This window comes from Roseburia sp. 831b (assembly GCF_001940165.2).
In the GTDB taxonomy this organism is placed as follows: domain Bacteria; phylum Bacillota; class Clostridia; order Lachnospirales; family Lachnospiraceae; genus Roseburia.
On the sequence record NZ_CP135162.1, the window covers coordinates 645,047 to 671,968 of the forward strand.

A 26,922-nucleotide genomic window follows, 5' to 3' on the forward strand; every position below is an offset into this window, starting at 1 on the left:
TTTTCGTACTCTGGTGAGAAGTGTAAATTTTTCGTGTAAAATATCAAAAAAAGAGTTGACTTTTATGTACCGTTATTGTACAATATCAAAGTCGCGTTACGAAAGCGAACGCATGGGATCTTAGCTCAGCTGGGAGAGCATCTGCCTTACAAGCAGAGGGTCACAGGTTCGAGCCCTGTAGGTCCCATTCCAAAAGAGAAGCGCAAGCAATCTTTTGCATTTATATGGCGAGATAGCTCAGTTGGCTAGAGCACACGGTTCATACCCGTGGTGTCGAGGGTTCAAATCCCCCTCTCGCTACTTCCCATGGGATCTTAGCTCAGCTGGGAGAGCATCTGCCTTACAAGCAGAGGGTCACAGGTTCGAGCCCTGTAGGTCCCATTCCAAAAGAGAAGCGCAAGCAAATCTTTTGCATATCATATGGCGAGATAGCTCAGTTGGCTAGAGCATACGGTTCATACCCGTAGTGTCGAGGGTTCGAATCCCCCTCTCGCTACTATCTATGAAGAGTAGAAAGCAAGAATAGTTGCTTTCTATTTTTTTGCCTGTAATACCTATAAAAATACATGTTTCTGCATAATGATACATTTCTATCAATAATGTATAGGGAAATTGATTTGTAGTTGAAAAATAAATGTAAAAATAGATAAAAAAAAGAGAAAAAAAGGGAGAAGATTGGCAACATTTATGGTGGGGATTATGGTACTATACTTCTTGTAAAACCCCCCAATACATTATATATATTTTTTACTAACCCCATAGTAAAAATACCTTCTCCTTAAAACAGCCAACTCGTAGTTGGCTGTTTTATTTTTCTTTTTTTCTACCCAAATCCCGTTTAACATGTTATGATAAAGCAGTGTCTGGAAAATGTTTCCACACACCAGAATAGTTTTGACAGAATCAGACATGTTATGATAAACTACCTAAAGTTAGATAAGACTAACTTGTTTGGGTCTTGCAATTTCAAATGTGCAAAGTTTGAATAAACAATAGTGAAATGAGGTAGAACATACATGAAAAGAATTCTTTTTGTCATATTAGGCTGTTTAAGCCTTGGATTAGGAACGGTGGGCATTGTGCTTCCGCTTCTCCCGACGGTTCCATTTTATCTGGCAACCGTATTTTTCTTTGCAAACAGTTCCAAGCGTCTTCATGACTGGTTTACCGGGACGAAGATGTACCGGAAACATCTGGAATCGTATGTAAAGAAAGAGGGCATGACAGTCAGAACTAAAGCAACCATTATGGCAAGCGCGTCCTTGATGATGGGAATCGGGTTTCTTTGCATGAGCCGCGTTCCAATCGCAAGAATTGTGCTTGCAGTTGTATGGGTATGTCATATCATCTACTTTGTGTTTATGGTAAAGACAATCCCGGAATCGGAGGAAAGATGCGAGTAGGAATGGGTTACGACGTCCACAAATTAGTGGAAGGAAGAGATTTGATTTTAGGCGGAGTGAAGATACCGCATACATTGGGATTATTAGGACATTCCGATGCGGATGTTTTGTTACATGCAATCATGGATGCACTGCTTGGAGCAGCAGCGCTCGGAGATATCGGGAAGCATTTCCCGGATACCGATCCGCAGTATAAGGGAATTTCCAGTATCAAATTATTAGAGCATGTAAGAGATTTGATTCAGGAAAAAGGCTATATGGTGGAAAATATTGATGCAACCATCATTGCACAGAAGCCAAAGATGCGTCCGTACATCGAACAGATGGAGCAGAATATTGCGGAAGCACTTGGCATTGATGTAAGCCAGATTAATGTGAAAGCAACCACGGAGGAAGGGCTCGGATTCACCGGAACAGAGCAGGGAATCTCCTCACAGGCAATCTGTGCACTGACCACGTTATATGAGAGTGCGGTTGCGGTAGCAGATTCTGCATCCGGCTGTGCAGGATGTGGCGGCTGCCAGGGCGCAAGATAACAGCGCATGCCAGAGCAAAGAAAGCCAGACTGTCACAGGATATGCGACATCCAATCAGAACAAAAAGAAAGCCGGGGCTGTCACACAAATCTGTGGCAGCCCCGGCTTAATGTTCGCTATAAGGTTCTCGTAGAACCCTGCAATATTAACTTATAATGTAATTGTAATGTTTTTCCAGGCTCGGAGGAGTTTGGATTTTTTTTCTTTAAAGAGTCGAGCAAAATGGTGGCAGCTTCCTCCCCGGCTTCCTCGTAGAAGAAGTGGACGGTGGTGAGCGTCGGTGTCGTCACTTTCGAGAGGGTGCTGTCGTTTAAGCCGGCAACCTGAACCTCGGAAGGGATGGCACGCCCTGCTTCCCGTACTGCCATCATTGCGCCGACGGCAAGACTGTCGGTAGCGCAGATGAGCGTGTCAATTTCGGGGTGGTCAGCTAAAAGTGCCTTGGCATGTTCGTAACCTGACTCCGTAGAAAAAGCACAGGTGTCGGTGAAAATATTCTGTTCTGGAAAATGAGCTTCCTTTGTGGCATCGGAAAAGCCGTTGAATCGATTTTTTCCGACGGAAACATCGTTTGGGTTTGCACTTAAATAACCGACGGAAGAAGCGGTCGGAAGAAGTGTCTTGGTAAGTTCGTAGGCTGCGGAATAATCGTCGTGGTAGACACACGAATAGCCGTTTAGATTTTGCCCTAGAATCACAATCGGGACGGAGAGCTGTTCGAGCATTGCCATGTGGTCGGCGGTAAAGATTGTGCCAAGTAAAAGAATCCCGTCGACATGGTTTTCACGGAAAATCGTCAGGTACTCTAATTCCTTCTGCTCCTGGTTCTCCGTGCAGGCGAGCAGAAGCTGGTAGCCGTTTTCGGTTAAGACGCGGCTGATACCGGACACCATGCGGCTGATGGAGTCGGAATTGATTTTTGGAATGATGACACCGATAATGTGTGTTTTCTTGCTGCGCAGCGTCTGTGCGGAGGCAGAAGGCTGATAGCCCGTCTCCTCGATGACTTTCTGGATGCTGATTTTTTTATCTTCGCTGACATAGCCGTTGTTCAAGTAACGCGAAACGGTCGCGCGTGAGACACCGGCGAGTTTTGCGATTTCATTTATATTCATAGAAACAACCTCAACTTTCTATCAATGTGAGAACGTTCTTACTATAAGCGTAAAAGTTCTTTCTAATCATATCAAATTTTTTCGCAAAATACAATTCCATAAATATTTGTCTAAATTGCATAAAAACGAGTAAAAATAAATGTGATAGATTCCTAATTTACATGAAAAAATTGTAGTGTTATAATACAAACAAGATGTGAGAACGATTCCATATTGAAACAAAATGCAACAGGGCAGTAAAAATGCCTGGAAAGAAATGGGAGGAAAAACTATGGATTACCGGAAAGCAGCACAAGGTGTTTTGCAGAACATCGGGGGGAAGTCAAATATTGTATCTGCAGCGCACTGTGCAACGAGACTGAGACTTGTCATTGCAGATAACAGCAAATGCTCTAAGGAAGCCTTGGAGGAGGTCGAAGGCGTAAAAGGCGTCTTTGAGGCAGCAGGACAGCTTCAGATTATTTTTGGAACAGGAATTGTCAACAAGGTATATGAAGAATTTATCGCGCAGGCAGGAATTGAAGGCGGCACGAAAGAGGATGTCAAACAGGCAGCTTCCGCAAAGCAGAACTGGGCGAAACGTGCAATTAAGACATTAGGCGATATTTTTGTACCGATTATCCCGGCAATTGTCGCAAGCGGACTTTTGATGGGACTTTTAGAAGGACTGTGCAACGTATGGCCGGACATGGCAAATTCTGGAACTTATACGATTATTCATTTATTCAGCAATGCGGCATTTGTATTTTTACCAATCTTAATTGCCATCAGTGCAGCTAAAACATTTGGCGGAAATATGTTTTTGGGTGCTGTTATCGGAATGATTATGATTCATTCAGACTTGCTCAATGCGTGGTCAGTGGCAAGCATGAATGCCTCTGATATTCCGACGGCAAGCGTGTGGTTCGGGCTTTATGATGTCAAGTTAGTCGGCTATCAGGGACACGTCATTCCGGTTGTAATTGCAGTATGGCTGATGTCCGTAATTGAAAAGAAACTGCACAAGATTGTGCCAGAAATGATAGATTTATTTGTAACACCGCTGGTAACGGTTTTGGTGACCGGTTATATGACACTGACAATCATTGGACCGATTTTCTCTACGATTGAAAACTGGGTGTTGACGGGAGCAAGAAACATTATTTCCCTGCCGTTTGGAATTGGCGGTATGATTATCGGTGGATTATATGCACCTACGGTCGTAGCTGGTGTCCATCATATGTATAATGCGATTGAGGCGGGACTTTTGAGCAGTACCGGAATTAATACCTGGATGCCGATTGCGACAGCAGCAAACGTGGCTCAGGGTGCAGCAGCACTTGCAGTAGCAGTGAAAACAAAAAATGCAAAGACAAAATCCATGGCATTACCGGCTTCCTTATCCGCATTTTTAGGAATTACGGAACCGGCAATCTTCGGTGTCAACATCCGCTTTTTCAAATCTTTCATTGCCGGATGTATCGGAGGAGCCTGTGGTGGTCTTGTGGCAGGATTGACAGGCGTTGGAGCAACCGCCTACGGTGTAACCGGAATTTTTGGATTCCTGATTACCACCAATTATACCGCGCAGTACGCACTCATCATTTTAGTATCGGTTGCAGTGGCATTTGCGGTATCCTGGGTACTTTACAAAGACCCTGTTGACGAGAAAAAAGAGACACCGGAAATCACCAAAACAAACGAAGTTTCCTTTGTGAAAAATCCAATCCGCGGTGAGGTCGTTGCCTTAAGTGAAGTGCCGGATGCAACGTTTGCAGGCGAGGTGTTAGGAAAAGGATTTGCCGTTGTGCCGGAAGAGGGAATCGTGATGGCACCGGTCGATGGAACCGTTTCAACCGTGATGGATACCGGTCATGCAGTCGGCATCGTTGGAAAAGACGGTGTAGAGCTTTTGATTCACGTCGGCATTAATACCGTAGAACTAAAAGGCGCGCACTATGATGTCAAGGTAAAAGAGGGCGATGTGGTGCAGGCAGGACAGGTATTGTTACAGTTTGAAAAAGAGGAAATCGAGAAAGCCGGTTACAATACAATTACACCGGTAGTTGTGACAAATACAGACGATTACAGTGAGATTTCTCTGGTGAAACGTGGTAAAATGAATACAGGAGAAACTGTTTTAGAGATTAAGAAATAGTGCAACAAAAAATGTTTTATACGTAAGGATGGAGATTACAATGAAAAAAGAAACCTATCGTTTACAATATCATTTGATGCCGCCGACAGGCTGGATGAACGACCCGAACGGACTTTGTTATTTTGCGGGAGCATACCATGTATTTTTTCAGTATTCGCCGCATGATGCGCTCGGAAGAACGAAATACTGGGGACATTACCGCTCAAAGAATCTGACAGACTGGGAGTATCTTGGAATTGCAATTCGAAGTGACTGTCCGTGGGATAAGGACGGTGCATACTCCGGCTGTGGATTCACGGAGGATGGGGAAATGGAGCTTTTCTATACCGGAAATGTCAAGGAAGAGGGCAAACATGACTACATTCATAGCGGAAGAGGCGCGAATGTGATTCGGATGACAAGTAAAGACGGGCTTCTTTTTTCGGAAAAAGAACTGCTCTTGACGAACCGGGATTATCCTAAGGATTACACCTGTCACATCAGAGATCCAAAGGTCTGGAAGTGTGGCGACACCTATTACATGGTATTAGGAGGCAGAAAAAGCGACGACACCGGAGCTGTTTTGCAGTACCGGTCAAAAGATAAAATGCACTGGGAACTTGCCGGTGAGATTACGACAGAGGAGCCGTTTGGCTACATGTGGGAATGCCCGGACACCTTTTCGCTCGGCGGGAAAACGGTGCTGATGTGCTGTCCACAGGGCGTGGAGCGGGAACGTTTCCGTTTCTGGAATGTGCATCAGAGCGGATATTTTCTGCTTGATGACCGTGAAAAAGAAAACCTGGGCGGAACCTGTAAAAAAGAACAATTCCGCGAATTTGACTTCGGATATGATTTTTATGCACCGCAGACAATGTTAGATCCGAAGGGAAGACGGATTTTGTTTGGCTGGGCAGGAATGTCTGAGATGGAGCCGGAATTTGACAATGCGCCGACCATCGAGGAAGGCTGGCAGCATTCGCTGACGCTGCCACGCAAGCTGACATACTGCAATGGAATCGTGTACCAGTATCCGGTGGAGGAAATTAATGCCCTGCGGGAAGTGGCAGTGACGCTTTGCAATGGGGCAAATTCCATCTTTGAATCGGCATTTGACTGCGAGATTCGTTTTCAGGAGGACACCGGCAGGAAAGAATGTCGGCTAGACGAGGACGTTCACATTTTGTGGGAAGATGGAATCCTTTCTGTCACACTCTCAAAAGAAAGCGGACGCGGCAGAGGAAAACGTGAGATACTGCTTTCGAAATTAAGAGAACTTCGCATTTTAAAAGATGTATCCATGTTAGAGATTTATGTAAACCACGGAGAGGCGGTGTATACAGCACGTTATTATCCGGAAAACATAACAACTACAAGCGTAACTATTACAAACAGTGCGGATGCCAGACTGTATCCGATGAGAAAAATGGAGGTAGAGAGTCATGTTGACACAGAAGCAGAATCCTAGATTACTTGCAATGGGGGAAGGACTCATTGATTTCGTTCCCGCAGAACCGGGAAAGGCAATCCGCGATGTCAGTTCCTTCCTGCCTGCAGTAGGCGGGGCACCGTGCAATGTGTGTGCGGTTTTTGCAAAGTTAGGCGGTGAAGCTGCGATGATTTCCCAGTTTGGCAGAGACCATTTTGGAGATAAAATTGTGGCAGAACTGGAAGAAAATGGCGTGGACTGCACTTACATCAGAAGGACGGATGAGGCAAATACATCGCTGGCGTTTGTGGCGTTGAAGGAAGACGGCGGACGTGAATTTTCTTTTTACCGCAATCCGGCAGCCGATATGCTCTACCGGGAAGAATATTTAAAATCGGAATGGTTTGACGTCGGATATGCGTTTCATTTCTGCTCTGTCTCATTGGGAGATTTTCCGATGAAGGAGGCACACCGCAAGGCAATCGCCTACGCAAAGGAAGCGGGAATGTTGGTAAGCTATGACCCGAATCTTCGTCCGGCACTCTGGGAAAGTGAAGAGAAAATGGTGGCAGCCGTCAGAGAATTTGTGCCGTATGCGGATATTTTAAAAGTTTCCGATGAGGAAATCGAATTGATTGCCGGTACAAATCAGGTGGGAAAAGCGGTGGAGACATTTTTTGCACAGGGCGTTTCGATGGTTTTGTATACCAAAGGTGGTGACGGTGCGGAAGTCTATACGAGAACGAAAAAGGCAGCAGTGCCTGGCATCCGCGTGAAGGCGGTCGACACGACCGGTGCAGGAGATGGATTCATCGGCGCGTTTTTATTTGGCTTGTGGAGAGAGGGCATCACAAAACAGAACCTCGAACATGTTTCCAAGGAAACATTAGAGCATTGTCTTGCTTTTGCAAACCGTTTTTGCAGTATCAGCGTGACGAAAAAGGGCGCAATCCGTTCGTACCCGTCCTTAGAGGAAGTGGAACAGGAAAGCAAATAAAAACATTGACAAATAACCGAAAACTGCATACACTATAGTAGGTATTGAAAAAAGCATTGAATGGAAAGAGTAGAAAATCAATGGAATCGCAGAGAGGAATTGTCATCGGCTGTAAGCAATTCTGATAACCGGATTTTTGAAGTGCCTCCAGGAGCTGATTCGGCGAAAATGGTTGTGTAGATACAACGTACATTGTAGTTGAATACGGGTTACACACGTTACGTGTCTTGAGTGAAAATCATTGATTTTTAATAGAGTGGAACCGCGGATTACTTCGTCTCTTAGCAGATAAGTAGTCGGCGGTTTTTTATATGAAAGGATGTTTTGTTCTATTTATAGGGAGGGAAAAAGAATGGGACTGATTAAACATATCAAAGAAGAAGTGGAAGTCATAAAAGAACGTGACCCGGCTTTAAAATCTACCGTAGAAGTTTTGCTTTATCCAAGTTTTCGTGTTATGCTAAGTTACAGGCGTGCACATAAGCTGTACCTGAAAGGTCACTTTTTCTGGGCAAGATTTATTTCCCAGCGCGCAGCAAGAAAGACCGGAATTGAGATTCATCCGGGTGCAACGATTGGAAAAGGATTTTTTATTGACCACGGAAGCGGGGTTATCATCGGAGAGACTGCGATTGTCGGCGATAACGTCACAATGTACCAGGGCGTTACGTTAGGTGGTACCGGAAAAGAGACCGGAAAACGTCATCCGACGATTGGCGATAATGTCATGATTAGTGCGGGTGCAAAGATTATCGGTTCCTTTACCGTTGGGGAGAATTCCAAGATTGGCGCAGGAAGTGTCGTCATTGAGGAGGTTCCGCCAAACTGTACCGTAGTTGGTGTGCCGGGCAGAATTGTAAAACGTGACAATGTTAAGATACCACGCAGCGACATGGATCAGTGTCATCTTCCAGATCCGGTCAAAGAGGACATTACATTATTACAGAAAGAAAATGCAGAATTGGTCAACCGTGTGCTTGATTTAGAGCAGGAGTTGCGGATTCTAAGACAAAATAAAAAGGAAAGTTATGGATTCGATGCATCCAATCTTGTGATGGCGGAGAAAAAAGACTAAGAAAAAGAATGGAGAATTTACAATGGAAAATCGTTTCAAATTTTACAATACGTTAAGCAGAACTGTTGAGACAGTGGTTCCACATGAAGATGGAAAAATCGCAATGTACACCTGTGGACCTACTGTGTATCATTTCGCACACATTGGTAATCTAAGAAGTTATATGATGGAAGATGTGTTAGAAAAAGCACTTCGCTATGTCGGCTACGATGTCAAACGTGTCATGAACATCACAGATGTCGGCCATTTATCTTCCGATGCAGATACCGGAGAAGATAAGATGGTAAAAAGTGCACAAAAAGAGCATAAGACCGTTATGGAAATTGCAAAATTTTACACAGACGCCTTTTTTGACGACTGCAAAAAGTTAAATATCAAAAGACCGGATGTGGTGGAACCGGCGACAAACTGTATTCCAGAGTTTATTCACATGGTAGAGGTTTTGCTGGAAAAAGGTTACGCTTATGTGGCAGGTGGAAATGTTTATTTTGACACCTCAAAATTAGAGAACTACTACGTTTTTTCCACACAGACGGAGGACGATATGTTAGTCGGTGTGCGTGACGATGTAGAAGAGGATACCAATAAGAAAAATAAAAACGATTTCGTGCTTTGGTTTACAAAATCCAAGTTCGAAGACCAGGCGTTGAAATGGGATAGCCCATGGGGCGTCGGATATCCGGGATGGCACATTGAATGTTCCTGCATCGCTATGAAATATTTAGGCGAATATATGGATATTCACTGCGGTGGTGTCGATAACATTTTCCCACATCACACAAATGAGATTGCACAGTCTGAGAGCTATCTGGGACATAAATGGTGTAATTACTGGTTCCATGTCAACCATTTGAATGATAAATCCGGCAAGATGAGTAAGTCAAAAGGAAATATTTTGACAGTATCGGTTTTGCAGGAAAAAGGATATGATCCAATGGTTTACCGTTTGTTCTGTTTACAGTCTCATTATCGGAAACCACTTGAATTTTCCTATGATATCATGGACAATACAGCGGCTGCATACAAGAAACTGGTAAAACGTATCGCAGGACTGAAGGCAGAGGGAGAAATTGAGCAGGAGAAATTTGATGAATTTAAAGGAAAATTCTTAGATGCCATCTGCAACGATTTAAATACTTCTATGGCAATTACGGTTCTTTATGATTTGTTAAAAGCTGATATGAATGACGCAACAAAATTAGCCCTTGTCAAGGATTTTGATAACGTGTTATCCTTAAATTTGACAGAGGCAAAAAATGGTGCAGAAAAAACAGTAGATGCTGAACTAGAAAGCTTCGTTCTTGCTAAGATTGAGGAAAGAAAAGAAGCCAAAAAAGCGAAAGATTTTGCAAAAGCAGATGCAATCCGTGACGAGCTTATGGCAAAAGGCATTGTGATTAAGGACACCAGAGAAGGTGTGGTATGGCATCTCGCAGAAGAATAAGATTAAGGAGGACGGGAGTCCTAGAAAAATTTTCTAGAATGAACGTAAAATAGAATGGAAAAAGGAATTGATTCGTATATCAGAGAACAGTTTGGCGTGGCAGATGTGGATATCCGCACGTATTCACCATTGACTTTAGCGTATATTGGAGACGGAATTTACGATTTGGTAATACGTACAATTGTAGTTGGAAAAGGAAATACACGTGCAGGAGATTTACACAGAAGAACCAGCCAGATTGTAAAAGCACATACACAGGCAATGATGATGGATATCTTACTTCCATGTTTAACAGAGGAAGAGGAGAGTGTTTATCGCAGAGGCAGAAATGCAAAATCGCCTACTATGGCAAAAAATGCGACAATGTCCGATTACAGAAAAGCAACAGGATTTGAAGCACTGATGGGATTTTTGTACCTGAAGGACGAGTTTGAGCGTCTGGTTGAGCTGGTAAAAATCGGCGCAGACGGTCTTCATTTGAAATTTTAGGAAAAGGTGCAGAATGTTAGAATAGATTAGGAGTATATATGGAAGAAAAAGTACAGGGATATCAGGAACTGAAAATCGAGGGAAGAAATGCCGTTTTAGAGGCATTTCGTTCTGGAAAACCGATTGATAAATTATATGTTTTGGATGGTTGTCAGGATGGACCGGTTCGAACCATCGTAAGAGAAGCAAGAAAACATGATACGATTATCAATTTTGTGGAAAAAGATCGTCTGGATCAGCTTTCCGAGACAAAAAAGCATCAGGGCGTGATTGCACTTGCAGCAGCATATGAATATGCGACCGTGGATGATATTTTAAAAAATGCAGAAGAAAAAGGGGAGGCACCATTTATCTTTTTACTGGATAATATCGAAGACCCACATAACCTTGGAGCCATTATCCGTACTGCAAACCTTGCAGGTGCACATGGTGTCATCATTCCAAAGCGTCGTGCGGTAGGACTTACCGGAACGGTTGCCAAAACATCGGCAGGTGCCATTAACTACACACCGGTTGCAAAGGTAACAAATCTAAGCAATACAATCAAAGAACTGAAAGAAAAAGGAATGTGGTTTGTGTGTGCCGATATGGGTGGCACAACCATGTATGACCTGGATTTGAAGGGATCAATCGGTCTTGTGATTGGAAATGAAGGGGAAGGAGTCAGCAAGCTCGTAAGAGAAAACTGTGACTTCATTGCATCCATTCCAATGAAAGGCGATATTGATTCCTTAAATGCATCTGTGGCAGCAGGTGTGCTTGCTTACGAGATTGTCAGACAGAGATTACAGTAAATAAGAAAAGGGGAGAAGATGGAATCTTATCAGGAGTTATCCGATGAACAATTGATTCGAAAATTAAGAGAAGGTGATTCTAAAATTATGGATTTCATCCTCGATAAATACAAACCTCTTGTGCGAAAGAAATCAAATGCAATGTATCTGATTGGCGGTGACACCGATGATTTGATTCAGGAAGGCATGATTGGACTTTTTAAGGCAATCCGTGATTATGATGAGAGCAAAGAGGCAAGTTTTTACCATTTTGCGGAACTTTGTATCAACCGGCAGATTTACAGTGCGATAGAGGCGTCTAATCGGAAAAAGCATGCACCGTTAAATTCCTATATTTCTTTTTATTCGGAATCAAACGAGGATGGCGTGGCGGTAGAGGATTTGCTTGGTGCAGATTTTCTGTCGAACCCGGAGGAGGTTGTCATTGCCCAGGAAAGCCAGGAAATCTTACTCCAAAAATTGCGTGCAAAGCTAAGCAAATTCGAACAAAATGTGTTAGACGATTATCTTTCCGGGATGAATTACCAGCAGATTGCGGAGAAAATGGGAAAATCCCCGAAGGCGATTGACAACGCATTGCAAAGAATCAAAGGGAAGATGAAGTAGGAAAAAGGATTTAGAAGTCAATTTTTTAAAATGTTGCATATCTTGTAATAGATAAGATAACGAGATAGAGCGTGATGCTTAGAAAGTGTTTTATTGTTACAAGGAGGCAATGGTATGAAAAATTGTGTTTTTAAAGAAAGTATTAGCACAAAAAGATGGTTAAAGGCGGCTGGAATCCGTGCAATCAAGACGATGGCACAGACAGCGGTAGCGCTCATCCCTGCGGCGGTATCGATTTCCCAGGTGGATTGGAAAATGGTAGCAGGAACGGCAGTGCTTGCAGGAATTGTTTCAGTGCTTACGTCGGTGGCGGGGATTCCGGAAGTGTGTGAAGAATAAGGGTAATGTGAAAAAGCAGCAGGATGTTCCTGCTGCTTTTTTAAGCTGGTAACGGGAATCGGACCCGTGACCTCCGCACTACCAATGCGACGCTCTACCGACTGAGCCATACCAGCACTTGTTAAGTTGTCTCAACAAACGGTATTTTACTATAATCGAGAAGAGTTGTCAAGGTATAAATGTTTGTAAAGTCATATTTTGCAAAAAAAAGTGATACAACAAATGTTTTTCTGGGCTATTCTGCTTCGCCTTCTGCTACGATGTCCTCTAGGACCTGAATCAAATCCCGCAGATTCTGGAGGTTTACATTTCGTTCTAAAATGAGGCTTCTTAATTCAGGGGAGAGAGTCCGAAATTGTTTTTCAATTGCAGGAGCAATATAGGATGACATCAAATCACCTTCCTTTTTCATAAGATAGGAATAGGATATGCAGTTTGTGAAAATTTAAACAAGGAATCTGCACAATCTATAGAATCCATAGATTCATGGAATTCATGGGAAAAATATCCTAATTATATTGAAAAAAATGAGTTTCCTCGATATAATCAAAGAATTGAAAACAAATAAGAGATAAAATGAAAGAAAAAAGTTATGAGTACAAAGAAAAATAATTATTTAAAACAGGCGGGAATTCTGGCGATTGCAGGAATTTTGTGTCGAATCATTGGTATTTTATATAGAAGTCCGTTGACGTCTATTATCGGGGATGAGGGAAATGGATATTATACCTCGGCGTATAATATCTATACCATTATTTTGTTGCTGTCATCGTACAGTATTCCTTCTGCAGTGTCCAAAATCATTGCGGAGAAGCTGGCAAGAAAAGAATATAAGAATGCGCAGAGAATTTTTCGGTGTGCTCTTGGTTATGTTTTTGTAGTTGGCGGAGCGGCGAGTCTGTTTACCTTTTTGGGAGCAGGACTTTTCTTAGAGGGAGAGGCATGCGTGGTTTTAAGAGTGTTTGCACCAACCATTTTTGTATCTGGTTTTGTCGGTGTCCTACGTGGTTATTTCCAGGCACATGGAAGTATGATGCAGACTTCTTTTTCCCAGATTGTAGAACAGATTCTAAATGCAGTTGTAAGTATTTTGGCGGCGTACGCCCTGATTGGTCTTGTAGAGTCAAAAGATACCACAACAAAGGCAATTTATGGTGCGGCAGGTAGTGCGCTTGGTACCGGAAGTGGTGTGTTGATTGCATTTTTCTTTATGCTGGGCGTGTATTTTTTAAATAAAAATTATATTCAAAGAAGAATTCGTCATGACCACACAAGAAAGATTGAGAGCTATCCGGAAATTGTAAAGATGTTATTTTCAATGGTAACACCAATTATTTTAAGTACCTTTATTTACAATTTCAGCACGTCCTTTAATCAGGTTGTGTATACAAAAGTTATGATTTACGCAAAAGGATTTACGGCGGCGAAGGCTGCGACGGAATATGGTGTTTTTTCTGGAAAAGCGATGGTCATCATCAATATTCCAATTGCGATTGCATCAGCGATGTCCTCGACCATGATTCCGACCATTTCCGCGAGCAATGCGCTTGGAAATAAGAAGGAGACAAATGGAAAAGTGGAAAATGCGATGTTTACAACGATGCTCATTGCTATTCCATCTGCGGTCGGACTTGGTGTGCTTTCAAAGCCGATTATGCAGCTTTTGTTCCCACAGAGGAATTCACTGGATCAGGCAGCATTTCTTTTGATGTGCATTGCAATCACGGTTGTTTTTTATTCCCTGTCGACGTTAAGCAACGGTATTTTACAGGGAATTGGAAAAGTAAATCTTCCGGTTCGAAACGCAGGGATTGCACTTGCAATTCAGACAATTTTATTGATTTGCCTGCTGGCTTTTACCGATTTAAATCTGTATGCATTGGTCATCTGTTTGATTGTATACTCCCTGATGATGTGTATTTTAAACAGCATGTCGGTGCGAAAATGTATGGGATTTAAAGAGAATTTTAAAAAGATGTTTTTTATGCCGTTGTTTGCAGCGGCAATCATGGGCGCTTCGGCACGATTGGTATATGAGGGAATTTATCATTTATATCCAAGCAATGTGATTGCGTTAGTGATGGCACTTATCGTGGCAGTTATCGTGTATTTCTTTGCGGTGCTGTATCTTCGGGTTGTGACGAAAGAACAGTTACAGGAAATTCCGTATGGAAATAAGATTCTTAAGATTGCCCGTAAAATGAAACTAAAGTTGTAATTCAATTGGATTGTGATAAAATAAAGACAGATAAAATGGAAACGGAGGAAAACGGAATGGAAACAATGGACGATTACAAAGACGAGTTAGAGGCATCTTTTCGAACCATTAAAGAAGGAGACATCATAACCGGAACAGTCATTGGTGTGAACGAAGAAGAAGTGACACTGGATTTAAAATATTACACACAGGGAATCATCAAGGTAGAAGATTTAAGCAATGATCCGGATTTTAATGTTTTGGAACAGATTCACGAAGGGGATGAGTTAGAGGCGACTGTTGTAAGAGAAGATGATGGACAGGGAAACATCCAGCTTTCCTGCAAAGAGGCAAACGAGGTGCTTGCCTGGGAAAAATTACAGCAGATGTTAGAAGATGAGACAACTGTTACGGTTCGAATCAAAGAGAGCGTTCCAAGCGGAGTGGTTACTTATCTGGAGGGAATCCGTGCGTTTATCCCGGCATCCCAGATTAGCTTAGAATACGTAGAAGATACCGATGCCTGGATTGGAAAAGAGATTCCGGCTCGAGTTATCACGGTAGACGAGGAACATCAGAAGTTAGTTCTTTCCGGAAAAGTAGTAGCGAGAGAAGCAGAGGTGGAAGAACGAAATCACAAGATTTCCATGATTGTACCGGGAAGTGTTCTAGAAGGTACGGTGGAGAGTTTACAGCCATATGGCGCATTCGTAAATCTTGGAAATGGCTTAAGTGGTCTGGTCCACATTTCTCAAATCTGTGAGCGTAGAATCAAAAAGCCATCTGAAGTTTTAAAAGAAGGCCAGAAGGTGAAGGTAAAAGTCTTAAATACAAACGACAACAAAATCAGCCTCAGCATGAAAGCTTTGGAAGAAGAAATGATTGACACCGAGCCAGTTGAGGAGATAGAAGCTTATACTTCCACAGAGAGTGCATCCACAAGCCTTGGAGATTTGTTGAGTAAGTTTAAATTTTAGAGAAAACTGTTTTAAAACAGGTATAGAAAGATGGGAGCAGCAGTTCTCATCTTTTTCTGTTAAAGATAATGGAGCAGCATTTTTTCTGGATGGTAAAGTTGAAAAAGAGATTCCGGCGGGAAAAGAGGATGTGCTTTTGGTTGGAATCTGAACATAGTTGAGAAAAATAGACAAATAAATCAGGGTAATTTTTGTTGACATGGAAACAATCTTATATTATAGTGAAACAAGAATATGATTGTTGCCAAGGAAACAAAAATATTCTTACGTAATAGGAAATTTCGTTCCTATTACACAAAAAATGCTCCGCGAGAATCGCACTGCGGCGGGGCACATTTGCGAGCGTGTATCAGCAGGATATGTGCACTTCGTAACAAAGGAACCTTGAAAAGTATCATAAGGTTTTGAGAGATAGGATGAATCATGAGAGAACAGGAAATGTTACTAAAAGAACTGGCGGGCATGATAGAACGCCAGGAAATGCTGTCAAAACTGACAGAGAGTCATGTGTTAGAGGGATATGGCTATTCCGAGACACAGTGTATTGATGCAATTGGACGTATGGAGCTCCCAAATGTGACAAAGATTGCGGAGCAGATGGGCATGACGCGTGGCGCAATCAGTAAGATGACGAAGAAGCTGCTTGCGAAGAACATGATTGAAAAGTACACATTAGAGACAAATCGAAAAGAAGTTTATTTTCGGTTAACAGAGGATGGACAGCTTTTATTTGAAGAACATGAGAAGAGACATCGTTTGTGGGAAAAACGGGACACAGAGTTTTTGAATCGCTATCCGAGTGAAGAAGTAGATGTGATGTTACGCTTTATGAAAGAGTTTAATGTCTATTTGCAGCAGAAAATCGAAGAACTTTCCTAAAAATAAAAATCCCGGATAACAATCCGGGACATAAAAGTTATTCGCTTTGAGCATCTGTTGAAATCTTATCGGTGACAAGTTCCACGAAATCGGATAAGGAATCCGAGTTGATGTTCAGCTTGGAAAAGATGACATCCAGCGCATCGCTTACCGCTTCTTTCGCCTCTGTACTAAGACCAGAGGAAGGCTGGTAGGAAGTGTTAGAACCGCTGACAGAGACATCGCCCTGCAGATAACCCATGATCTTACTTACATAATTCTGGGTTTCGGTGAAAGGTGGAATACCACCGTATTTATCAACATTGCCACTGCCGGCATTGTAAGCAGCGAGGGCGAGAGAAGTATCACCATTGTATTTTACTAAAAGCTGGCTGATTAAGTTTGCACCACCCATAATGTTCTGCTCAATGTCATAGGCGTCTGTGACACCAAGACCGGCTGCGGTGGAAGGCATTAACTGCATGATTCCCATAGCACCACTTTTACTGGTTGCATATTGTGTGAAATTCGATTCCGCTTTTGCAATTGCCTTTAACAGGTTTGCAGAAACACCGTAAGTATCAGCAGCTTTTTGGAAAACAGCTTCTAATGCTTCATCGGAACAGGTTACCGTGTTAGTAGTAGAAACGGCAGTGTTCGAAACGGGTGTCTGGGAAACGACATTCTCTAATGTAGAAGCAAAACTTGTATTGGCAGTATCAGCAGCTTTTGCAGCAGCAAGTTCTTTTGCCTCGGCGGCAGCCTTTTGTGCTTCTAATAAGGAATTTAGATAATCTTGATCGATATAAGGTAATACCGTAACGTTCATAGGAAACTCCTTTGCAAAAAATACATTTATTGACATATTATAACATATTTCAAGTAAATGTGAAACATAAATTTTATAGAAAAATACAACCATAGTACTAAGATGAGGAGGACTCAAAAAAGATGAGTAAGAAACCATTTGTAACAAAAGAACAGTTAGAAAAAATTGTAGAACAGTATCCGACACCGTTTCATCTTTATGATGAAAAAGGAATTCGCGAAAATGCAAAGGCAGTAAAAGAGGCATTTGCATGGAACCCAGGATTCCGCGAGTATTTTGCGGTAAAGGCAACACCAAACCCATTTTTGTTAAATATTTTAAAAGAATATGACTGCGGCTGCGATTGTTCTTCCTTGACAGAGCTGATGTTAGCAGATTCCCAGGGATTTAACGGGGAACACATTATGTTTTCTTCAAATGAAACTCCGGCCGAGGAATTCAAGTTTGCAAACGAGATTGGTGCAATCATCAACCTGGACGATTTTACACACATTGATTTTTTGGAAAAGACAATTGGAAAAATTCCAGAGACCATCAGCTGCCGTTATAATCCGGGCGGAGTGTTCCAGATGAGTAACGGAATCATGGACAATCCTGGTGACTCCAAATACGGATTTACCAAAGAGCAGTTGTTTGAAGGATTTAAGATTTTAAAAGAAAAAGGTGCAAAACATTTTGGTGTGCATGCCTTTTTGGCAAGTAATACCGTGACAAATGACTATTATCCACAGCTTGCAAGAGAGTTGTTTGAGCTTGTGGTAGAATTGAAAAAAGAGACAGGCTGCGACATCCGTTTCATCAATTTATCCGGTGGTGTTGGAGTTGCTTACAAACCAGACCAGACACCAAACGATATCCGTGCAATCGGCGCCGGTGTTAAAAAAGTGTACGATGAGATTTTAGTGCCTGCTGGTCTTGGCGATGTTGCAATTTACAGCGAAATGGGAAGATTTATGATGGGACCTTACGGCGCTTTGATTACAAAGGCAATCCATGAAAAACATATTTATAAGGAATACATTGGTGTAGATGCTTGTGCTGTAAATTTAATGCGTCCAGCAATTTATGGCGCATATCATCATATTACTGTTATGGGAAAAGAAGATGCACCATGTGATCACAAGTATGACGTTGTAGGTTCTCTTTGTGAAAACTGTGATAAATTTGCAGTGGATCGTATGCTTCCAAAGATTGACATGGGAGATTTGTTGTTCATCCATGATACAGGTGCGCATGGCTTTTCTATGGGATACAACTACAATGGTAAATTAAGATCAGCAGAGATTCTGTTAAAAGAGGATGGAAGCACGCAGCTTATCCGTCGTGCAGAAACTCCAGATGACTACTTTGCAACATTCGATTGTTTTGATATACTTAAGAACATGAAGCATCCAGAAAAAAGATCGTAACAGGGATGTCGGGAATGGCAGTCAATGAAGGGATGCCGGAAGAATGCTATGAAGATAGCAGTTAATTAGGAAATGTCGGAAAGGTGTAGAAAAATGGCAGTCGATCAGATGAGATTTGAGGAAGCAAAAAGAAGAATTATCGGGATCGATAGAAACAGACAGGGAATTGGGACGTTATCGGAAAAGACCGTTCACGCTGTTTTGAAAAATTACTATGCCCCAGACACCGATATGCATGAAATTCCGATTGAAAATTATGTGGCTGATATTTTTACCGGGTCTGAGATTATAGAAATCCAGACCCGGTCTTTTAATGCCATGCGAAAGAAATTGGATTGTTTTCTTGCGTTGTATCCGGTCACCATTGTCCACCCGATTCCAAATACGAAATGGGTAAGCTGGATTGATGAGGAGACAGGAGAGACAAGCGCAAAGCGAAAATCTCCGAAACACGGAAATTGTTATCAGGTTTTCCCAGAGCTTTATAAAATAAAATCTTATCTAAAAGACCCGAATCTGCATTTTCGCTTTGACTTGATTGATATGGAGGAATATCGCCTTTTAAATGGCTGGAGCAAAGACCGGAAAAAAGGAAGCCAAAGATACGACAGAATTCCGACCGAATTTGTGGAGGAAGTGGCAATCGATTGCCGCAATGATTATATGCAGTTTATCCCCTATGATATCGAGGAACCATTTGACACCAGCCAATTTGCAAAGGCTGCACACATTCCGTTAAAACTTTCACAGACAACCTTAAATATTCTTTATGATTTAGGCATTGTTTCACGTGTTGGGAAAAAAGGAAATCGCTATTTGTATGAGATTCATGAAATTTTATAGAAGAATGGAATTTTGTAGCAAATTGGAATCTTATAGCAGGTAGAAATCTTATAGCAGACTGAAATCTTGTAGCAGGTAGAAATCTTATAGTAAAATGAAATTTTATATCAGGTTGAAATTTATATCAGGTTGAAATTTATAGCAAATTAAAATCTTATAGTAAAATGAGCTGCGTGGCAGTATTATGTGCTTTTCATGATTTTCATGAAATGCTACTCCATCCGCAGGAGTGGGTTAGGTGTTTTTTGTGCTTTTCATGAAATGCTATTCCATTCGCCGGGACACATTAGGTGTTTTTTGCGATTTTCCTGATTTCCCACTCCATTCGCCGGGATGCATTAGGTGTTTTCAGTGCTTTTCATGAAATCCCACTCCATTCACTTGACTGCATTAGGTGTTTTTGGCGATTTTCCTGATTTTCTACTCCAATACTTGACTGTGATTAGAGTAAAAAATTTATATATTTCAAAAAAACACCTAAACCTGGAAAATCTATGGAGTGGAATTTGTAGAAATTGCAAGAAAACACCTAAAGCCACCTGACCGGTGGAGTAGAGAATTGAGAAAATTACAAAAAACACCTAAAGCCACCTGACTGGTGGAGCAGAAAATTCAGAAAAACGAAAAAAACACCTAAAGCTGCTGGTGAAATATTACAAGACTCTACCTATATATAAAAGATATGCTTTCTTTACAATCATAAGGATGAATCATTCAACAGGCATTTCATTTCTACTATATCATGATGGCAATATATTATCTTCTAAAAAGAAACATACCTTGAAACAAATACATTATTTTACCGATGAACAAAAAGCAGCGTTCTGAGAATTCTAAGTTTCCCAGAACGCTGCTTTTTACACAAAACGATAAATATTCTAATAATTGCTGACGACAAGTCGACGTCGATAGGCAGAATCAAGCTGGTCAATGGTACGTCTTGCCTGACCATAACGATTCTTGTTGGTGCGAATGATAAAAATCTGTTTGGCACCACGATATTTCTCTCTTAAGAAAAAAGGCACTTTTTTGCCATTTTTCGTAAAAGGAATATGATTCTCTACGAGAAGAGAGACGGCATACTCACTGACTCGCTCATTTGTGGTTCGACACAACTCAATATCCTTATCAATATGTTTTCCCATAGTTTTTACTTTCCCCATATCTATCATCCTTTCTGTGCGACATTTGTATATCGTAGACTTGCACACCTTTACTTCCAAGTGACTATTTTATAAGAAAATACAACTGCCTTATAAAATAAAATGTTTGGCGCAGGTGCGAAGTGCAAGTTATTTAATCTGTATCTGAATCTGTTTCCCAAGACTTCCGGCTACCTTAATTAGAAAATCAAGGCTAGGGTTGTAGGTGCCACTTTCAAATCTGGAAATATTTGATTTCTGTGTTCCGACGCGCTTTGCCAAAGTCTCTTGTGTGATATGTTGGGATTTGCGTTCCTGTTTTAGCTGCTCAACCACGTCGTAGCGGGGAGCAAGTCTTGCATCATCTTTCTTCATCAATCAAAAATTCCCTTCAAGCTTTCTCAAAGTCCTAAGCAAATATTCTTTTCAAGCTGTTTCAAAGTCTTGAAAAATACATTTCTTTCAAACTGTTTCGAAGCCTTGAGCAATACATTCCTTCCAAGCTTTCTCAAAGTCCTAAGCATATATTCTTTCCAAACTGTTTCAAAATCTTAAGCAATACACTCCTTCAAGCTGTCTTACAGTTCCCAATTAAGATACACCTGAAAAAAGCTGTAACCCCTAGTAAATACAGTGCTTTCATACTTAAAAAGTTATCATATATGATAACAAAAGTCAAGGAAAAACAAATGTAATTTTTTTGAAAATTTTGCTTGCAAAGAGAAGTGCAGTATGTTAATATATTTCTTGTTCGAGTGAAAACACGACAACACAATATGCCGGCGTGGCGGAATGGCAGACGCACCAGACTCAAAATCTGGCGGTGGCAACATCGTATGGGTTCAAGTCCCATTGCCGGCATTCATAGTAGGGAGAGAGAGCTAATAATCTGGAATAGATTGTTAGCTTTTTCGCTATTTAAAATTAAAATCAGACAGAAGTGTGGTAGAAATCGATGGAAGAAAATCAGAAAAAGATGATGCAAAAATTAGGAAAGAAGTGGATGAAAAAAGCAGCAAAGCCGGTTGCAAATGGTTTGCTATTTCTTTTGTTCCCGATTTTAAATTTTTATTTATTAGAATTCTATACACATAATCCGTTTGAGGAGGTGCGTTCTTTCGCACAGTTTGCAAATGTAATGCTGTTTTTGCTGTTGCAGACCGTTTTCTTTTTCCTGTTTGGAAAGCTTCGCGTGGCAGTGCGTATCGAGATGGGAATTACGATGGTATATGGAATTGCCAATGCTTACGTGACAGCATTTCGGACAAATCCGATTGTGCCGTGGGATGTTTTATCGCTTAAGACAGCGACAAGCGTGGCGGGAAACTATGATTTCGCACCATCGAGGCGCATGGTTGTGGTGACCGTTTTCTATCTTCTGATTCTTATTGGGGTTCAGTTTGTAAAACTAACCTGTCGCAGCATAAGTTTGTGGAAAAGATGTGGTTTTGGTATAATTACAGTTGTAGTTTTATGCCTGTTCTGCAATTCACTGCAAACGGAATCTTTTCAGAACAGACATCTTTTGTATAACAAATTATTTACCCCGGTTTATATGACAAATGTAGATGGAATAGCGGTGACATTTGTGATGAATCTTGCCTATATGGCGATTGAGAAACCGGCAGGATATAACAGTGAGACGGCAAAAGAGACATTATCAGCCTACGAATCCCAGGTGACAGAGCAAGAAGAGGAGGTTTCGAATGAGGAACTTCCGAATATTATTGTGATTATGAATGAGTCATTTTCAGATTTGTCGGTGCTTGGTGATTTTACCACCAATGAAGATTACATGCCGTATCTTCACCAGCTGCAAAAAGGTGAGGAAAACACGGTGACAGGAATGTTAAATGTGTCAGTGTGTGGTGGAAATACGGCCAACACGGAATTTGAATTCCTGACGGGAAATACAATGGCATTTTTGCCACAGGGAAGTATTGCCTATCAGCAGTATATCACAGGAGATTTGCCGGCAATTCCATCATATCTTGCATCATTAGGCTATGAAACTTACGCGACACATCCGTATTATGCGTCCGGCTGGGATCGCGACACGGTATATCCGAAGCTTGGATTTGAGCACATGGATTTTATCGATTCTTATGAATCGCCAACATATATCCGCAAATACATCAGTGACGATAGCTGTGTAGATAAAATCATCTCGCTTTATGAAAAGAAAAAGCAGGGTACGCCAATGTTTTTGTTTAATGTGACGATGCAAAATCATGGTGGTTATTCTGAAAAAAGTTATAATTTCACACCGGATATTAAGGTGGATGGAGTATCAAACTTTTCGCTAGAGCAATATTTGTCGTTGGTGAAACGTTCCGATGAGGCACTGGAACGATTGATTTCTTATTTTAAGGAGACAGATGAAAAAACAATTGTAGTCTTTTTCGGGGATCATCAGCCAAGTGATCTGGTGGCTTCTTCTATCTTAAATCTGAATGGGATGACGACAACGACGCTGACAGAGGAGGAAACAAAACTCCGCTACGAAGTTCCGTATGTCATTTGGGCGAACTATGACATTGGAGAGGAGACAAATGCGGACACAAGTGCGAATTATCTGGGGCTTGAGGTGTTACAAAAAGCCGGAATTACCTTGCCTGCTTACCAGAATTTCTTAAAGGAGACAAAAGAAAAATATCCGATTCTTTCCGCCGTTCGTATTACGAATCAGGACAGCGGGGAGACATCAAAGAAAAAAGAGAGCGAGGGACTTAATCTCTATCAGCAGCTTCAATATTATTTATTGTTTGATTTGGAGGAATAATTTCAAATGTATCTGCAAAAGGAAAAATGGAAGAAAAGAATGCCGTTACTTGCAGCTTTTTTCCTTCCGCTTCTGATTTCGATTCTTGTATGTATTGATCACAGCGTGTATCCATTTGGGGAAGAATGCATTCTTCATGTGGATATGTACCATCAATATTGTCCGTTCTTTACGGAATTGATGCAAAAATTAAAGAGTGGCGGCAGTCTGCTTTATTCGTTTCACATTGGGCTGGGCTCTGATTTTACATCCTTATTTGCTTATTATTTAGCAAGTCCGATGAACTGGCTGCTTCTCATCTGGCCGAAGAATCATGTCATTGAATTTATGACAATTCTGATTTTGTTAAAAATCGCATTGAGCGGGCTTGCGTTTGGCTATTACTTAAGAGAGCATTTTGGAAAAAATGACATTTCTCTAAGCCTGTTTGCAACGGCGTACGCATTGTCTGGGTTTGTGGCAGCATATAGCTGGAATATTATGTGGATGGATTGTATTTTCCTAACACCGCTCATTGTGCTTGGACTAGAACGACTGGTAAAGGAAGAAAAGTGCATACTGTATACAATTACACTTGCGCTGTCTATCTTAACCAATTATTACATTTCAATTATGATTTGCCTTTTCCTGGTGCTTTATTTTGTGATTCTCTGGTTTGAAGAAAGAAAAAATAAGGGAAAAAGCATTCTCTGGTTCACCGTCTGCTCGCTGCTTGCTGGCGGAATGGGTGCCGTTTTATTAATACCGGAAATTAAGATTTTAGGATACAGCGGTTCTTCCGGAATTTCGTTTCCAAAGGAAGTGGAGTGGTATTTTAATATCATCGCCGAGTTGTCGAGAAGCTGTGTCATCACCGAACCATATACGGGAAGAGACCACTGGCCGAACATTTACTGTGGAGTGTGGATGTTACTGTTTGTGGTGCTTTACATTTTAAATCGAAAAATTTCCTGGAAAAAGAAGATTCCCCGCGTGTTACTGCTTGCCTTTTTTGTGGTAAGCTTTGCAAATAATATGTTGGACTTTATCTGGCATGGATTGCATTTCCCGGATTCTCTGCCGGGAAGACAGTCGTTTCTTTTTATTTTCCTGCTGCTTTGCATTGGATACGAGACATTTTTATATTTAAAAGGAACAAAATTGTTTCATATTGGAATTGCGTTAGTGGTATCCATGCTCTTGCTGCTCGCCGGAAAATATGTGTCGGATGAGACGTTAGTGGACGGGGATGCATTTATCATGACGGCCGTGCTGCTTGGCTGTTACGCCGTTATTTTGGTACTCTACCTGACCGGAAATCGTGGCGTGAAAAGAGGAATGCGTGATTTGCTTTTTGCGGTTATGATTGTGGAACTGACGTTGAATTTTGATTTGACGGGGCTGGATACAACAAGCCGCAGCGCCTATGTGGCATCGAAAGAGGACTATCAGAATGTGCTAGACCAGATATCCGAATCGGAGGAAAAAGAGAACGATGCAGTTTTTTATCGGGTGGAGGAATTAGAGCGCAAGACCAAAAATGATGCCGCACTGTATCAGTACAATTCTGCAACACAGTTTTCTTCCTTGATGAATATTCAGGTTAGCCACTTCTACCGGAAACTGGGAATGGAGGGTGGCAAGAACTTTTATTGTATCAATGGAGCAACACCGCTTTCACAGGCACTTTTATCAGTAAAATATGTCATTGCAGACAATCCGGATGAAGCAGGCCCGCTTCGTTCGTTAGTAGCGCACAGTGGAAACGCCTATGTTTACGAGAATAAGTATTCGCTGCCTCTTGGTTTTATGGTAGAGGAAAATGTGGAGGATAACTGGAATCTTGATATTGGAAATGAGATGGGGGTATTAAACCAGCTGGCGGATTTGCTCGATGCGAAGGAAGAAATGTTTACAAAGACGGACGGAACACATGAGACGACGCAGGATGGAGAAACTACATTTGTAGTTCAAGAGGACGGGTATCTTTATGCGACCTATGAGAATCGGACGGTAGATAATCTGACAGAAAAAACCAGTGACGGGCGAACAAGGTCATTTACAAAATGTTCGCATGGGTATACACTAGAGCTTGGCTATTTAAAGGCAGGGACAACGGTGTCCATCACAAATGAGGATGGAGCATGCATTCCGATGCAGTTTTATACGCTCAATGAAAAGAGTGTCCAAGAAGCATTCGAGACATTAAACAGTCAGACGATGAAGCTTACGTCCTTTTCCGATACAAAAGTGAGTGGAGAAATCGAGGTAACAAAGGCGGGACGTTTTGTGGTTTCGATTCCAAATGAGGAAGGCTGGACACTGTTTGTCGATGGGAAAAAAGTAGAGACGCAAAGCTTTGCGGATACGTTTCTTAGTGTCCCTTTGGAAAAGGGAACACACCAGATTTGCCTTACTTACTGTACACCGGGGTTAAAAGAGGGGGCGGCAATCAGCCTGGCTTCGGTTGTGATTTTTTGGGGTATTGTTTATGGGAGAAGAAAAAGGAAAAACGAAAGGACTACAATTGTAAATGAAAAAGAAATGTGTGAGCATAGTGATTCCTTGTTACAACGAACAGGAGACATTACCTACAATTTATCCGGCGATTACGGATGTGATGAAAACGATTCCGGAATATGATTATGAGATTTTATTAGTGGATGACGGTTCTAAGGACCGTACCAATGAGATGATGAAAGAACTTGCCGCAAAAGATGAGCATGTGCGCTATTTTTCTTTTTCCAGAAATTTTGGAAAAGAGGCTGCAATTTATGCAGGTCTTTGTAATGCAAAAGGAGATTTTGTGACGACAATGGATGCGGATATGCAGGACCCGCCGGCACTTTTGCCAGAGATGGTACGGGTTTTAGAGGAAGAAGATTTTGACAGTGTCGCAACAAGACGTGTCAGCAGAAAAGGGGAACCGGTGATTCGTTCTTTCTTTTCAAGGTCTTTTTATAAGGTAATCCGCAAAATTTCAGATGTGGATATTGCAGATGGTGCAAGAGATTACCGCATGATGACACGTGAGATGACAGACAGTGTCATTGCATTAAGCGAGAATAACCGTTTCTCGAAGGGAATTTTTGCCTGGGTCGGTTACAAGACAAAATGGCTGGAATTTGAGAATGTGGAACGTGTGGCAGGAGAGACAAAATGGAGTTTCTGGAAGCTGCTTAAATATTCCATGGATGGAATTACAAACTTTTCAAATGTTCCGCTTATGATTTCTTCCTATATGGGAATGCTGCTGACATTTTTCTCTTTCCTTGCCATTATCTTTATCATTGTAAGAAAACTGATTTTTGATGACCCGGTCAGCGGATGGCCGTCCTTAGTCTGTATTATCACGCTGATAGGTGGAATTCAGCTTTTCTGCATGGGAATTATGGGACAGTATTTGTCAAAGACCTACATGGAAGTGAAGAGACGCCCACATTACATCATCCGTGAGACGAACAGCGAGGACGCAGAACGCAATAAATAAGGGCGGAATCATACAAAAAAAGAGCAGATACATACATGGCAAAAAGAGGTTGAAAAAAAGAGATTTTGGTACT

24 protein-coding genes, 6 tRNA genes and 1 other annotated feature are annotated in these 26,922 nt (G+C 41.6%); of the genes, 24 read left to right on the forward strand and 6 right to left on the reverse strand.

Annotated elements, in window-relative coordinates; genetic code table 11:
• Positions 1-114: 114 nt before the first annotated feature.
• The 6 genes from BIV16_RS02865 to ispF all read left to right on the forward strand — a co-directional run bounded on the left by BIV16_RS02865 (position 115) and on the right by ispF (position 1,939).
• Positions 115-187: transfer RNA gene (locus BIV16_RS02865), tRNA-Val, on the forward strand.
• A gap of 39 nt (positions 188-226) precedes the next feature.
• A tRNA-Met gene (locus tag BIV16_RS02870) sits at positions 227-300 on the forward strand.
• A gap of 8 nt (positions 301-308) precedes the next feature.
• A tRNA-Val gene (locus BIV16_RS02875) sits at positions 309-381 on the forward strand.
• 41 nt (positions 382-422) lie between these two features.
• Positions 423-496 (forward strand) — tRNA-Met (locus BIV16_RS02880).
• Between the two features lie 520 nt (positions 497-1,016).
• Positions 1,017-1,403 (forward strand): YbaN family protein, encoded by a 387-nt coding sequence (locus BIV16_RS02885; protein ID WP_075679431.1) that lies wholly within the window; start codon positions 1,017-1,019, stop codon positions 1,401-1,403.
• A complete protein-coding gene (gene ispF, locus BIV16_RS02890) occupies positions 1,394-1,939 on the forward strand; it encodes a 2-C-methyl-D-erythritol 2,4-cyclodiphosphate synthase (RefSeq protein WP_075679430.1) in 546 nt (181 codons plus the stop codon). The genes BIV16_RS02885 and ispF overlap by 10 nt, the downstream gene beginning before the upstream one ends.
• Positions 1,940-2,055: 116 nt before the next feature.
• On the opposite strand, the gene BIV16_RS02895 is transcribed toward ispF, so the two are convergent.
• The gene (locus BIV16_RS02895) at positions 2,056-3,054 is read right to left on the reverse strand and encodes a LacI family DNA-binding transcriptional regulator (RefSeq protein ID WP_075679429.1); all 999 of its coding nucleotides are present in this window, start codon (positions 3,052-3,054) and stop codon (positions 2,056-2,058) included.
• Between the two features lie 271 nt (positions 3,055-3,325).
• Between BIV16_RS02895 and BIV16_RS02900 the strand changes: the two genes are divergently transcribed.
• The 9 genes from BIV16_RS02900 (at position 3,326) to BIV16_RS02940 (ending at position 12,343) form a co-directional block, all read left to right on the forward strand.
• On the forward strand, positions 3,326-5,191 hold the full coding sequence (locus tag BIV16_RS02900) for a PTS beta-glucoside transporter subunit IIBCA (RefSeq protein WP_075679428.1): 1,866 nt from the start codon (positions 3,326-3,328) through the stop codon (positions 5,189-5,191).
• A 40-nt stretch (positions 5,192-5,231) separates the two neighbouring features.
• Positions 5,232-6,638, forward strand: coding sequence for a glycoside hydrolase family 32 protein (locus tag BIV16_RS02905; RefSeq protein WP_159435916.1), 1,407 nt, complete (start codon positions 5,232-5,234; stop codon positions 6,636-6,638).
• Entirely contained in the window at positions 6,613-7,596 is a 984-nt protein-coding gene (locus tag BIV16_RS02910) for a carbohydrate kinase family protein (protein ID WP_075679426.1), read from the forward strand. Before BIV16_RS02905 ends, BIV16_RS02910 begins: the two co-directional genes overlap by 26 nt.
• 47 nt (positions 7,597-7,643) lie before the next feature.
• Positions 7,644-7,881: a binding site (T-box leader), on the forward strand.
• A 67-nt stretch (positions 7,882-7,948) separates the two neighbouring features.
• Positions 7,949-8,671, forward strand: coding sequence for a serine O-acetyltransferase EpsC (gene epsC / locus BIV16_RS02915; protein ID WP_075679425.1), 723 nt, complete (start codon positions 7,949-7,951; stop codon positions 8,669-8,671).
• Positions 8,672-8,693: 22 nt separating this feature from the next.
• Entirely contained in the window at positions 8,694-10,115 is a 1,422-nt protein-coding gene (gene cysS / locus BIV16_RS02920; RefSeq protein WP_075679424.1) for a cysteine--tRNA ligase, read from the forward strand.
• Between the two features lie 54 nt (positions 10,116-10,169).
• Complete coding sequence (locus BIV16_RS02925) at positions 10,170-10,604, forward strand: Mini-ribonuclease 3 (protein WP_075679423.1); 435 nt, start codon at positions 10,170-10,172, stop codon at positions 10,602-10,604.
• 38 nt (positions 10,605-10,642) lie between these two features.
• Complete coding sequence (gene rlmB / locus BIV16_RS02930; protein WP_075679422.1) at positions 10,643-11,398, forward strand: 23S rRNA (guanosine(2251)-2'-O)-methyltransferase RlmB; 756 nt, start codon at positions 10,643-10,645, stop codon at positions 11,396-11,398.
• A gap of 18 nt (positions 11,399-11,416) precedes the next feature.
• The gene (locus BIV16_RS02935) at positions 11,417-12,004 is read left to right on the forward strand and encodes a sigma-70 family RNA polymerase sigma factor (protein WP_075679421.1); all 588 of its coding nucleotides are present in this window, start codon (positions 11,417-11,419) and stop codon (positions 12,002-12,004) included.
• 114 nt (positions 12,005-12,118) lie between these two features.
• The gene (locus tag BIV16_RS02940; protein WP_075679420.1) at positions 12,119-12,343 is read left to right on the forward strand and encodes a holin; all 225 of its coding nucleotides are present in this window, start codon (positions 12,119-12,121) and stop codon (positions 12,341-12,343) included.
• A gap of 43 nt (positions 12,344-12,386) precedes the next feature.
• Here BIV16_RS02940 and BIV16_RS02945 read toward each other — a convergent pair.
• Together BIV16_RS02945 and BIV16_RS02950 are read right to left on the reverse strand one after the other, a co-directional pair.
• A tRNA-Thr gene (locus BIV16_RS02945) sits at positions 12,387-12,459 on the reverse strand.
• A 119-nt stretch (positions 12,460-12,578) separates the two neighbouring features.
• Entirely contained in the window at positions 12,579-12,734 is a 156-nt protein-coding gene (locus BIV16_RS02950) for a hypothetical protein (RefSeq protein ID WP_173664531.1), read from the reverse strand.
• 201 nt (positions 12,735-12,935) lie between these two features.
• Here BIV16_RS02950 and BIV16_RS02955 point away from each other — a divergent pair, with 201 nt between their 5' ends.
• The 3 genes from BIV16_RS02955 (at position 12,936) to BIV16_RS02965 (ending at position 16,396) form a co-directional block, all read left to right on the forward strand.
• On the forward strand, positions 12,936-14,561 hold the full coding sequence (locus BIV16_RS02955) for a putative polysaccharide biosynthesis protein (protein WP_075679419.1): 1,626 nt from the start codon (positions 12,936-12,938) through the stop codon (positions 14,559-14,561).
• Positions 14,562-14,617: 56 nt separating this feature from the next.
• Entirely contained in the window at positions 14,618-15,517 is a 900-nt protein-coding gene (locus BIV16_RS02960) for a S1 RNA-binding domain-containing protein (RefSeq protein ID WP_075679753.1), read from the forward strand.
• A 423-nt stretch (positions 15,518-15,940) separates the two neighbouring features.
• Positions 15,941-16,396 (forward strand): MarR family transcriptional regulator, encoded by a 456-nt coding sequence (locus BIV16_RS02965; protein WP_075679418.1) that lies wholly within the window; start codon positions 15,941-15,943, stop codon positions 16,394-16,396.
• A gap of 37 nt (positions 16,397-16,433) precedes the next feature.
• Here the strand turns inward: BIV16_RS02965 and BIV16_RS02970 are convergent, their stop codons facing one another.
• Complete coding sequence (locus tag BIV16_RS02970) at positions 16,434-17,204, reverse strand: lytic transglycosylase domain-containing protein (RefSeq protein WP_075679417.1); 771 nt, start codon at positions 17,202-17,204, stop codon at positions 16,434-16,436.
• A 122-nt stretch (positions 17,205-17,326) separates the two neighbouring features.
• Here BIV16_RS02970 and BIV16_RS02975 point away from each other — a divergent pair, with 122 nt between their 5' ends.
• A complete protein-coding gene (locus tag BIV16_RS02975) occupies positions 17,327-18,613 on the forward strand; it encodes a diaminopimelate decarboxylase (RefSeq protein ID WP_075679416.1) in 1,287 nt (428 codons plus the stop codon).
• A 93-nt stretch (positions 18,614-18,706) separates the two neighbouring features.
• Positions 18,707-19,456 carry a hypothetical protein gene (locus BIV16_RS02980; RefSeq protein ID WP_075679415.1) on the forward strand — a complete coding sequence of 250 codons (750 nt, stop codon included), beginning with the start codon at positions 18,707-18,709 and terminating at the stop codon, positions 19,454-19,456.
• An 878-nt stretch (positions 19,457-20,334) separates the two neighbouring features.
• Here the strand turns inward: BIV16_RS02980 and BIV16_RS02985 are convergent.
• Both BIV16_RS02985 and BIV16_RS02990 read right to left on the reverse strand, forming a co-directional pair.
• Entirely contained in the window at positions 20,335-20,619 is a 285-nt protein-coding gene (locus BIV16_RS02985; RefSeq protein WP_075679414.1) for a hypothetical protein, read from the reverse strand.
• 129 nt (positions 20,620-20,748) lie between these two features.
• Positions 20,749-20,973, reverse strand: coding sequence for a helix-turn-helix domain-containing protein (locus BIV16_RS02990; RefSeq protein WP_075679413.1), 225 nt, complete (start codon positions 20,971-20,973; stop codon positions 20,749-20,751).
• Positions 20,974-21,376: 403 nt separating this feature from the next.
• Between BIV16_RS02990 and BIV16_RS02995 the strand changes: the two genes are divergently transcribed.
• From BIV16_RS02995 to BIV16_RS03010, 4 genes are all read left to right on the forward strand, one after another.
• A tRNA-Leu gene (locus BIV16_RS02995) sits at positions 21,377-21,459 on the forward strand.
• Positions 21,460-21,553: 94 nt separating this feature from the next.
• Entirely contained in the window at positions 21,554-23,380 is a 1,827-nt protein-coding gene (locus BIV16_RS03000; protein ID WP_242940314.1) for an LTA synthase family protein, read from the forward strand.
• Between the two features lie 6 nt (positions 23,381-23,386).
• The gene (locus BIV16_RS03005; RefSeq protein WP_075679412.1) at positions 23,387-26,002 is read left to right on the forward strand and encodes a YfhO family protein; all 2,616 of its coding nucleotides are present in this window, start codon (positions 23,387-23,389) and stop codon (positions 26,000-26,002) included.
• Entirely contained in the window at positions 25,893-26,849 is a 957-nt protein-coding gene (locus BIV16_RS03010; protein WP_075679411.1) for a glycosyltransferase family 2 protein, read from the forward strand. Before BIV16_RS03005 ends, BIV16_RS03010 begins: the two co-directional genes overlap by 110 nt.
• Positions 26,850-26,922 lie beyond the last annotated feature (73 nt).

What these genes read in the sequence shown, in the direction of transcription:
- BIV16_RS02990 (WP_075679413.1), bottom strand. Translation starts at nt 20,973, where the DNA reads ATGAAGAAAGATGATGCAAGACTTGCTCCCCGCTACGACGTGGTTGAG.
- BIV16_RS02955 (WP_075679419.1), top strand. Translation starts at nt 12,936, where the DNA reads ATGAGTACAAAGAAAAATAATTATTTAAAACAGGCGGGAATTCTGGCG.
- BIV16_RS02975 (WP_075679416.1), top strand. Translation starts at nt 17,327, where the DNA reads ATGAGTAAGAAACCATTTGTAACAAAAGAACAGTTAGAAAAAATTGTA.
- BIV16_RS02960 (WP_075679753.1), top strand. Translation starts at nt 14,618, where the DNA reads ATGGAAACAATGGACGATTACAAAGACGAGTTAGAGGCATCTTTTCGA.
- BIV16_RS02895 (WP_075679429.1), bottom strand. Translation starts at nt 3,054, where the DNA reads ATGAATATAAATGAAATCGCAAAACTCGCCGGTGTCTCACGCGCGACC.
- rlmB (WP_075679422.1), top strand. Translation starts at nt 10,643, where the DNA reads ATGGAAGAAAAAGTACAGGGATATCAGGAACTGAAAATCGAGGGAAGA.
- BIV16_RS02885 (WP_075679431.1), top strand. Translation starts at nt 1,017, where the DNA reads ATGAAAAGAATTCTTTTTGTCATATTAGGCTGTTTAAGCCTTGGATTA.
- BIV16_RS02980 (WP_075679415.1), top strand. Translation starts at nt 18,707, where the DNA reads ATGGCAGTCGATCAGATGAGATTTGAGGAAGCAAAAAGAAGAATTATC.
- BIV16_RS02935 (WP_075679421.1), top strand. Translation starts at nt 11,417, where the DNA reads ATGGAATCTTATCAGGAGTTATCCGATGAACAATTGATTCGAAAATTA.
- BIV16_RS03000 (WP_242940314.1), top strand. Translation starts at nt 21,554, where the DNA reads ATGGAAGAAAATCAGAAAAAGATGATGCAAAAATTAGGAAAGAAGTGG.
- BIV16_RS02900 (WP_075679428.1), top strand. Translation starts at nt 3,326, where the DNA reads ATGGATTACCGGAAAGCAGCACAAGGTGTTTTGCAGAACATCGGGGGG.
- BIV16_RS02970 (WP_075679417.1), bottom strand. Translation starts at nt 17,204, where the DNA reads ATGAACGTTACGGTATTACCTTATATCGATCAAGATTATCTAAATTCC.
- cysS (WP_075679424.1), top strand. Translation starts at nt 8,694, where the DNA reads ATGGAAAATCGTTTCAAATTTTACAATACGTTAAGCAGAACTGTTGAG.
- epsC (WP_075679425.1), top strand. Translation starts at nt 7,949, where the DNA reads ATGGGACTGATTAAACATATCAAAGAAGAAGTGGAAGTCATAAAAGAA.
- BIV16_RS03010 (WP_075679411.1), top strand. Translation starts at nt 25,893, where the DNA reads ATGAAAAAGAAATGTGTGAGCATAGTGATTCCTTGTTACAACGAACAG.
- BIV16_RS02925 (WP_075679423.1), top strand. Translation starts at nt 10,170, where the DNA reads ATGGAAAAAGGAATTGATTCGTATATCAGAGAACAGTTTGGCGTGGCA.
- BIV16_RS02905 (WP_159435916.1), top strand. Translation starts at nt 5,232, where the DNA reads ATGAAAAAAGAAACCTATCGTTTACAATATCATTTGATGCCGCCGACA.
- BIV16_RS03005 (WP_075679412.1), top strand. Translation starts at nt 23,387, where the DNA reads ATGTATCTGCAAAAGGAAAAATGGAAGAAAAGAATGCCGTTACTTGCA.
- BIV16_RS02985 (WP_075679414.1), bottom strand. Translation starts at nt 20,619, where the DNA reads ATGGGGAAAGTAAAAACTATGGGAAAACATATTGATAAGGATATTGAG.
- BIV16_RS02910 (WP_075679426.1), top strand. Translation starts at nt 6,613, where the DNA reads ATGTTGACACAGAAGCAGAATCCTAGATTACTTGCAATGGGGGAAGGA.
- ispF (WP_075679430.1), top strand. Translation starts at nt 1,394, where the DNA reads ATGCGAGTAGGAATGGGTTACGACGTCCACAAATTAGTGGAAGGAAGA.
- BIV16_RS02950 (WP_173664531.1), bottom strand. Translation starts at nt 12,734, where the DNA reads ATGTCATCCTATATTGCTCCTGCAATTGAAAAACAATTTCGGACTCTC.
- BIV16_RS02965 (WP_075679418.1), top strand. Translation starts at nt 15,941, where the DNA reads ATGAGAGAACAGGAAATGTTACTAAAAGAACTGGCGGGCATGATAGAA.
- BIV16_RS02940 (WP_075679420.1), top strand. Translation starts at nt 12,119, where the DNA reads ATGAAAAATTGTGTTTTTAAAGAAAGTATTAGCACAAAAAGATGGTTA.